Here is a 7,976-nt window from a genome sequence, read left to right as displayed (position 1 = left end):
GGGTCGGCCGGGGCCGACCCCGCACCGGACGTCACTTGCTGACGGGTGCCGTGCCGACGCGCTCGGTGTAGATCGCGTCGTACGTGCCGTCCTCGTGGATGCGGTCGAGCGTCGCGTTCACGGCGTCGAGCAGCGCGGTGTTGCCCTTCTTGACGCCGAGGCCGTACTGCTCGCCGGTCGGGAACGTGTTGGCGACCTCGTAGCCCTCGGACGTGTAGGCGCCGAGCACGGCGATGTCGTTGACGACCGCGTCGACCTGACCGGTCTCGAGCGCCTTGATCTGCAGGCCGAGGTCCTCGAACTGCACGGTGGTCAGCTCGTTCTCCTGCGCCCACGTCTCACCGGTGGTCGACATCTGGACGGCGACCTTCTTGCCGGCGAGGTCCTCGACGTCCTTGAGGTCCGACCCGGCCGGCACCAGCAGGCCCTGGTCGGCGTCGAAGTACGGCTCCGAGAAGTCGAACTTCTTGGCGCGGTCCTCGTTGATCGTGATGCCGGAGGCGACGACGTCGCACGCGCCGGTGTTCAGCGCGGCGCCGGACTGGATCGTGTCGAACGGCGTCGCGACGACCTGGACGTCGACGCCCAGGTCCTTCGCGACCTCGCGGTTGAGGTCGATGTCGAGGCCGACGATCTCGCCGCTGGCGTCCTCGAACTCGAAGGGCTCGAACGGCGGGTTCGAGCAGACGGTCAGCACGCCGTCCTTGACGAGCGTGATCTCGGAGCTGCCGGACGCCTCGCCCGACGGGGCGCTGCCGCCGTCGGAGGCGCACGCGGTCAGGACGAGCAGGGTGGCGGCGGCGAGCGCGCCGAGAGGCAGGGTGTGACGCATGATGGTCCTTCCGAGCGGGGCAGAGCGCGCATAACTATACGGCACTCATCATTCCTATCCGCTGCGTCGTCGCCAGGGACCTCGGTCCTGCGGGGCGCGCGCCGCCTCGGCACGCGCCCCGCAGGACGGGCGATCAGCGCGGGGCGGCCTCGCCGAGGCGCGCGTCGCGTGCGACGACCGTCTCGCCCTCGCTCGTCGCGACCTCGAGGGTCCCGGTCGCGCGGCCCGCGTTGCGGACGTCGTCGATCGCGGCCTCGACGCCGGCGCGCAGAGCGGCCGGCACGTCGAGCACCGCGTGCTCGAGGGGCGTGCGCATCGAGACCTTGGCCTCGGACTTCACCTTGCGCAGCGCAGCCAGCGCGGCCCCTGCGCCCGCGACGAGACCCGGGTCCGTGCCGTCCGCCGCGGCGCGCAGCGCGTCGCTCGTCGGCCACGGCGCGCGGTGCACCGTGCCCTCGCGCCACCACGACCAGACCTCCTCGGTCGCGAACGGCAGCACCGGGGCGAACAGCCGCAGCAGCGTGTCGAGCGCGAGCCCCAGCGCGGCACGCGCCGAGGCCGTGGCCTCCGTCACGTCCGCCGCCGAGGCCCCCGCACCGTACGCGCGGTCCTTGACGAGCTCGAGGTAGTCGTCGCAGAACGTCCAGAAGAACGTCTCCGACAGCTCGAGCGCACGCGTGTGGTCGTACGCCTCGAGCGCCGCGGTCGCCTGGTCGACGACCTCGGCCAGCCCCGCGAGCATCGCGCGGTCCAGGGGCTGCGTCACGAGCGACGCGTCGAGCGACACCGGCTCGTCGGCCGGGCCGAACGACAGCACGAACTTGCTCGCGTTGAGGATCTTGATGGCCAGGCGGCGGCCGATCTTCATCTGCCCGACCTCGAACGCCGCGTCCGTGCCCAGGCGCGCGCTCGCCGCCCAGTAGCGCACCGCGTCCGAGCCGTGCTCCTCGAGCAGGCCCATGGGCGTCACGACGTTGCCCTTGGACTTGCTCATCTTCTTGCGGTCCGGGTCGAGGATCCAGCCGCTGATCGCGGCGTGCGACCACGGCAGCGACCCGTTCTCGAGGTGCGCGCGCACGACCGTCGAGAACAGCCACGTGCGGATGATGTCCTGGCCCTGCGGGCGCAGGTCCATCGGGAACGTGCGGGCGAACAGGTCGGGGTCGTCGAGCCAGCCGCACACGATCTGCGGCGTCAGCGACGACGTCGCCCACGTGTCCATGACGTCGGGGTCGGCGACGAACCCGCCGGCCTTCCCGCGCTGCGCCTCGGTGTAGCCCGGGGGCACGTGGCTCGTCGGGTCGACCGGCAGCGCGGCCTCGTCGGGCACGATCGGGGCGTCGTAGCGCGGCTCGCCCTGCTCGTCGAGCGGGTACCAGACCGGGAACGGCACGCCGAAGAACCGCTGCCGCGACACGAGCCAGTCGCCGTTGAGGCCGCCGACCCAGTTGTCGTAGCGCACGCGCATGAAGTCCGGGTGGAACGCGAGCTCGCCGCCGCGCGCGAGCAGCGCGTCGCGCAGCTCCTCGTCGCGGCCGCCGTTGCGCAGGTACCACTGGCGGCTCGTGACGATCTCGAGGGGCTTGTCGCCCTTCTCGTAGAAGTTCGCCTTGCGCTGCGTCGCGACCGGCTCGCCGAGCAGGTCGCCCGACGCGCGCAGCCCGGCGACGACGGCCTCGCGCGCGCTGAACGTCGTCTTGCCCGCGAGCTCGCCGTACGTCGCGCGGCCGGCCTCCGACGTGATCCAGTCCGGCGTCTCGCGCAGCACGCGGCCGTCGCGGCCCACCACCGAGCGCGTCGGCAGGCGCAGCTCGCGCCACCACTGCACGTCGGTGAGGTCGCCGAACGTGCAGCACATCGCGATGCCCGCGCCCTTGTCGGGCTCGGCCGCGGGGTGCGCCAGCACGGGCACCTCGACACCGAACAGCGGCGACGTCACGGTCGTGCCGAACAGGTGCTGGTAGCGCTCGTCGTCGGGGTGCGCGATGAGCGCGACGCACGCGGGCAGCAGCTCGGGACGCGTCGTCTCGATGACGACGGCCTCGCCGTCGGGTCGGTGGAACGCGACCTTGTGGAACGCACCGGGGTAGTCGCGCGCCTCGAGCTCGGCCTGCGCGACCGCCGTCTGGAACGTCACGTCCCACAGGCCCGGCGCCTCGGCCTGGTACGCCTCGCCGCGCTCGAGGTTGCGCAGGAACGCGCGCTGCGAGACCGCGCGGGCCGTGGCGCCGATGGTCTGGTAGGTCATCGACCAGTCGACCGACAGGCCCAGCCGGCGCCACAGCGCCTCGAACTGCAGCTCGTCCTGCGCGGACAGCCGCTCGCACAGCTCGATGAAGTTGCGGCGCGACACCGGCACCTGGTCGCCGGGCTTGACGGCCTTGCCGTCGGTGCCCTCGTGCGGCGGCTCGAAGCCCTCGACGTACGGCAGCGACGGGTCGCAGCGCACGCCGTAGTAGTTCTGCACGCGGCGCTCGGTGGGCAGGCCGTTGTCGTCCCAGCCCATCGGGTAGAACACCTCGCGCCCGCGCATGCGCCAGAACCGCGCCACGACGTCGGTGTGCGTGTACGAGAACACGTGGCCGACGTGCAGCGAGCCGGACACCGTGGGCGGCGGCGTGTCGATCGAGTACACCTGCTCGCGCGTCGCCGTGCGGTCGAACGCGTACGTGCCGGCCTCGCTCCAGGCGCCCGACCAGCGGTCCTCGAGACCGTCGACCGTGACCTTGTCCGGTACCTGGCGGGCGTCGCGTGCGGCCGTCGGGACGTCGGGACGGGAGGTCAGGTCGCTCATGGGCACACATCCTCCCAGATCGTCACCCGCCGTCGCGCACGCGCCCGGCCGGGCGCCGACGCCACGCGGGGCGGGCCGCGGCGTGATGGGGTGGGCGCCGTGCGCGTGCGACCCCTCAGCCCCGACGCGGTGGTCCGGCACGTCCTCGACGCGGTCGTCGCGGTGCCCGGGCGTCGGCGCGTGCTCGTCGACGGCGCCGCGCCCCTGCGACCCGCCGACCTCGCCGACGCGCTCGTCGACCCCCTGCGCGCGGCCGGGCGCGCCGTCGTGCGCGTGCACGCCGACGACTTCCTGCGGCCCGCGTCGCTGCGGTTCGAGCACGGCCGCCGCGACCCCGACGCGTACCTCGAGGACCGGCTCGACGCGGGGGCGCTCGCGCGCGAGGTGCTCGACCCGTTCGCCGTCGACGGCACGTGGCTGCCGTCGCTGTGGGACGCCGCGCGCGACCGCGCGACGCGCGCCGACCGGCAGCGCGCGCCCGAGGGTGCCGTGCTGCTCGTCGACGGCGAGCTGCTGCTGGGCCGGTGGCTCGACGCCGACCTGACCGTGCACCTCACGGCCCGGCCCGCGACGCTCGCGCGCCGCCTCGGCGACGACGCGTGGCAGCTGCCCGCGTTCGCGCGCTACGAGCAGGAGGTCGCGCCGCAGGACGTCGCCGACGTCGTCGTGCGCGTCGACGACCCGCGCCACCCCGCGCTGGTCCTGCGGTGATCGTGCGCGCACCCTGCCGTCCTCACGCGCGCGACTAGGCTCGACGAGGGCCGGGCGGGCATCCGACGCACGGTCGAGCACGGTCGAGCACGGTGAGAACGGCGACGAACGGCATGGAGGCGCACGACGTGGCAGGTCTGACGGTCGGGTACGCGGCGATGCTCGAGCAGTTCCACCCCCGCGAGGCGGTCGAGCTGTCGGAGTACGCCGAGCAGCACGGGTTCTCGGGCGTCATGGCCGCCGACCACTTCGCACCGTGGGTGCCCGCGCAGGGCCAGTCGTCGTTCGTGTGGAACGTGCTGACCGCCGTCGGCGAGCGGACCACGGGTGACCTGGGCCCGGGCGTCACCGCGCCCACGTTCCGGTGGCACCCGGCGATGGTCGCGCAGGCGTCCGCGACGCTCGCCGCGATGTACCCCGGGCGGCACTGGCTGGGCCTCGGCTCGGGCGAGGCGCTCAACGAGCACGTCGTGGCCGGGTACTGGCCCGAGGCCCCCGAGCGCATCAACCGCATGTTCGAGGCCATCGACATCATCAAGAAGCTGTTCTCGGCGTCGCTCGCGGGCAAGGACGTCAAGCACGCCGGGCCGTTCTACAAGCTCGAGTCGACGCGCCTGTGGACCATGCCGGAGGTCGCGCCCGAGATCCTCGTCGCGACCGCGGGGCCCGTGACCGCCAAGCGCACGGGCCGCCACGCCGACGGCATCATCACGGTCGGTGCGCCGCTCGAGAAGATCACCGGCCTGTTCGGCAAGTTCGCCGAAGGCGCGCGCGAGGCGGGCAAGGACCCCGACGCCATGCCCAAGGTGCTGCAGCTGCACCTGTCGTGGGCGCCGACCGACGAGGAGGCGCTCGCGAACGCGATGCACGAGTGGCCCAACGGCGGCATGAAGTTCCCCAAGGCCGACATCCGCTCGCCGTTCGACTTCGAGCAGATGGCCAAGCTCGTGCGCCCCGAGGACTTCGAGGGACGCATGGTCATCTCGTCGGACCCCGACGTGCACCGCGCCGAGATCCAGAAGTACGTCGACCTCGGGTTCGACCGCATCTACCTGCACAACGTGGGCCGCAACCAGCGCGAGTGGATCGAGGTCTTCGGTCGCGACGTGCTGCCGAAGCTGAGCCGGTGACCGCGCACGAGCTGCGCGCCTGGGCGCCCGACGGCCTCCCCGAGGTGGTCCCGGGCGACGACCTCGTCGCGCTCGTCGTCGCCGCCCTGCGCGCCGACCCCGAGCCGTCGCACGCGCTCGTGGACGGCGACGTCGTGGTCGTCACCAGCAAGGTCGTCTCCAAGGCGGAGGGTCGCGTGGTCGCCGCCGACGACCGTGAGCAGGCCATCACCGACGAGACCGTGCGCGTCGTCGCGACGCGTGAGCACCCCGGTGGCGTGACGCGCATCGTCGAGAACCGGCTCGGCCTCGTCATGGCCGCCGCGGGCGTCGACGCGTCCAACACGCCCGAGGGCACCGTGCTGCTGCTGCCGGTCGACCCCGACGCGTCGGCCCGCGCGCTGCGCGCGGGGCTGCGGGCGGCGTTCGGCGTGCGCGTCGGCGTGCTCGTGACCGACACCGCGGGTCGGCCCTGGCGGCAGGGCGTCACCGACCTCACGATCGGCGCGGCCGGCGTGCAGGTGCTCGACGACCTGCGCGGGCAGGTCGACACGTTCGGGCGCGCGCTCACCATGACCGTGGCGGCGGTGGCCGACGAGGTCGCGAGCGCGGCCGAGCTCGTCAAGGGCAAGGCGTCCGGGCGCCCCGTCGCCGTCGTGCGCGGTGTCGGGCACCTCGTGACCGACGACGACGGGCCGGGGGCTCGCGTCCTCGTCCGCACCGGACCCGACGACATGTTCCACCAGGGCTCGGCCGAGGCCTACGCGCAGGGCTGGAAGGACGCGCTCGCGGGCGACGGCGCGCCCGGCGCCGCGCGCTGAGGCCCGCGCGGGCCCGCGTACGACGGCGCCGGCGTCGCCGCCCGGGCCGACGCGCCGACGTGCGCCCGCGCCCGTAGATTCGCCGACGTGAGCGCCGACGACACGTACCAGCCCGACCCGCGCCGGTGGCGCGCGCTGTCCGTGTGCCTCGCGGTGGGGTTCATGACCCTGCTCGACGTGAGCATCGTCAACGTCGCGCTGCCGTCGGTGCGTGAGGCGCTCGGTGCGTCCGAGGCCGCGCTGCAGTGGGTCGTGTCGGGGTACGCGCTCGCGTTCGGGCTCGTGCTCGTCGGCGCGGGCCGGCTCGGCGACGCGTTCGGGCGGCGCGACGTCCTCATCGCCGGGATCGGCGTGTTCGCGCTCGGCAGCCTGCTGGCCGGCACCGCGCAGGACGGCACGTGGCTGGTCGTCGCGCGGCTCGTGCAGGGCGTGGGCGGCGGCATCGTCAACCCGCAGGTGTCCGGGCTCATCCAGCAGCTGTTCCGCGGCGCCGAGCGCGGGCGCGCGTTCGGGCGGCTCGGCACGACCATCGGCATCTCGACCGCCGTCGGTCCGCTGCTCGGGGGCGTGATCCTCGCGGTCGCCGGGCCCGAGCAGGGCTGGCGGTGGGTGTTCCTCGTCAACCTGCCGGTCGCGGTGCTCGCGGTGGTCCTCGCGCTGCGTTACCTCGACCCGCCCGGGCGGCGCGAGCGTGCGGCCGACCTCGACGTGGTCGGCGCCGTCCTGCTGGGCGTCGGCGTGGTCGGCGTGCTGTGGCCGACCGTGTCGCGCGCCTGGGCGCCCGGCGACCTCGCGCTCGCGGCCGCGGGGGTCGTCGCGCTGGTCGCGTTCGTGGCGTGGGAGCACCGCGTGACGGCACGCGGTCGGACGCCCATGGTGCAGCCGTCGCTGTTCCGCCGGCCCGGCTTCAGCCCGGGCGCGCTCCTCGCGCTCACGTACTTCTCGGGGTTCACGGCGATCTTCTTCGTCCTCGCGCTCTTCCTGCAGAACGGGGCGGGCTACTCGCCGCTCGAGGCGGGCGCCGCGATCACGCCGTTCGCGCTCGGCTCGGCCGTCTCGTCGGCCGTCGGCGGGCGGCTGGTCGGCAGCCGCGGGCGGCACGTCGTCGTCGCGGGGCTCGTGCTCGTGCTCGTCGGGGTGACGGCGACCGACGTGCTGCTGGCCGTGCGGGGCGTGTCGCCGGGCATCGCGTGGTGGATCGCGGCGCCGCTGCTCGTCGCGGGCGTCGGCTCGGGCCTGGTGATCGCGCCGAACCAGACCGTGACGCTCTCGCAGGTGCCCGTCGAGCAGGCCGGTGCCGCGGGCGGCGTGCTGCAGACGGGGCAGCGGCTGGGCGCGGCGACCGGGATCGCGGTCGTCGGGAGCCTGTACTTCGCGGGTGCCGCCGGGGGTGACGCGGCCGTCGGTGCCGCGCACGGCCTGCGGGCGACGGTCGCGCTCGTGGCGGTCGCGCTCGTGATCGGCATCGCCGACCTGGTGCGCTCGGCGCGCCGGGCGCGGGCCGGCGCGGACCGTCCGGCGTCGTGACCGCCGACGCGGTCGGGCCGGACGTGGCGGGAGGCGACGCGGCGGGACCCGACACCGCCGGGGGCGACGCGGCGGGACCCGACACGGCCGGGGGCGACGCCGCCGGAGACGGTGGGCCGGTGCCGGTGCGGGACGTCGTCCTGCTCGTCGACGCCGCGAACGTCGTCGGCGCGCGGCCCGAC

The 7,976-nt window shown here is 74.4% G+C and carries 7 protein-coding genes; 5 read left to right on the top strand and 2 right to left on the bottom strand.

Annotation, left to right across the window (positions count from 1 at the left end; translation table 11 throughout):
• Window positions 1–31: 31 nt before the first annotated feature.
• Both ATM99_RS13500 and valS read right to left on the bottom strand, forming a co-directional pair.
• The gene (locus ATM99_RS13500) at window positions 32–832 is read right to left on the bottom strand and encodes a basic amino acid ABC transporter substrate-binding protein (protein WP_062103400.1); all 801 of its coding nucleotides are present in this window, start codon (window positions 830–832) and stop codon (window positions 32–34) included.
• Window positions 833–965: 133 nt separating this feature from the next.
• Complete coding sequence (valS, locus tag ATM99_RS13495) at window positions 966–3,626, bottom strand: valine--tRNA ligase (RefSeq protein ID WP_062103399.1); 2,661 nt, start codon at window positions 3,624–3,626, stop codon at window positions 966–968.
• A 99-nt stretch (window positions 3,627–3,725) separates the two neighbouring features.
• On the opposite strand from valS, the gene ATM99_RS13490 reads away from it, so the two are divergent.
• The 5 genes from ATM99_RS13490 to ATM99_RS19720 all read left to right on the top strand — a co-directional run.
• Window positions 3,726–4,337, top strand: a complete 612-nt coding sequence (locus ATM99_RS13490; RefSeq protein WP_062103401.1) for a hypothetical protein — start codon at window positions 3,726–3,728, stop codon at window positions 4,335–4,337.
• 113 nt (window positions 4,338–4,450) lie between these two features.
• Window positions 4,451–5,467 (top strand): TIGR03557 family F420-dependent LLM class oxidoreductase, encoded by a 1,017-nt coding sequence (locus ATM99_RS13485; protein WP_062103398.1) that lies wholly within the window; start codon window positions 4,451–4,453, stop codon window positions 5,465–5,467.
• Entirely contained in the window at window positions 5,464–6,267 is an 804-nt protein-coding gene (locus ATM99_RS13480; protein WP_062103397.1) for a coenzyme F420-0:L-glutamate ligase, read from the top strand. Before ATM99_RS13485 ends, ATM99_RS13480 begins: the two co-directional genes overlap by 4 nt.
• An 87-nt stretch (window positions 6,268–6,354) precedes the next feature.
• Window positions 6,355–7,794 (top strand): MFS transporter, encoded by a 1,440-nt coding sequence (locus ATM99_RS13475; RefSeq protein WP_062103396.1) that lies wholly within the window; start codon window positions 6,355–6,357, stop codon window positions 7,792–7,794.
• The coding region (locus tag ATM99_RS19720; RefSeq protein WP_223305078.1) for a hypothetical protein at window positions 7,791–7,976 on the top strand (186 nt) is incomplete at its 3' end. The genes ATM99_RS13475 and ATM99_RS19720, both read left to right, overlap by 4 nt.

Origin of the sequence: Cellulomonas sp. B6 (assembly GCF_001462455.1) — a bacterium.
Classification (GTDB): Bacteria; Actinomycetota; Actinomycetes; order Actinomycetales; family Cellulomonadaceae; genus Cellulomonas.
The sequence above is the reverse complement of the archived record's forward strand: the minus strand, read 5'-3'. Positions and strand labels throughout refer to the sequence as shown.

Excerpts from the sequence above, each read along its gene's own strand:
- ATM99_RS13500 (WP_062103400.1), bottom strand. The coding sequence starts at position 832 with ATGCGTCACACCCTGCCTCTCGGCGCGCTCGCCGCCGCCACCCTGCTC.
- valS (WP_062103399.1), bottom strand. The coding sequence starts at position 3,626 with ATGAGCGACCTGACCTCCCGTCCCGACGTCCCGACGGCCGCACGCGAC.
- ATM99_RS13485 (WP_062103398.1), top strand. The coding sequence starts at position 4,451 with ATGGAGGCGCACGACGTGGCAGGTCTGACGGTCGGGTACGCGGCGATG.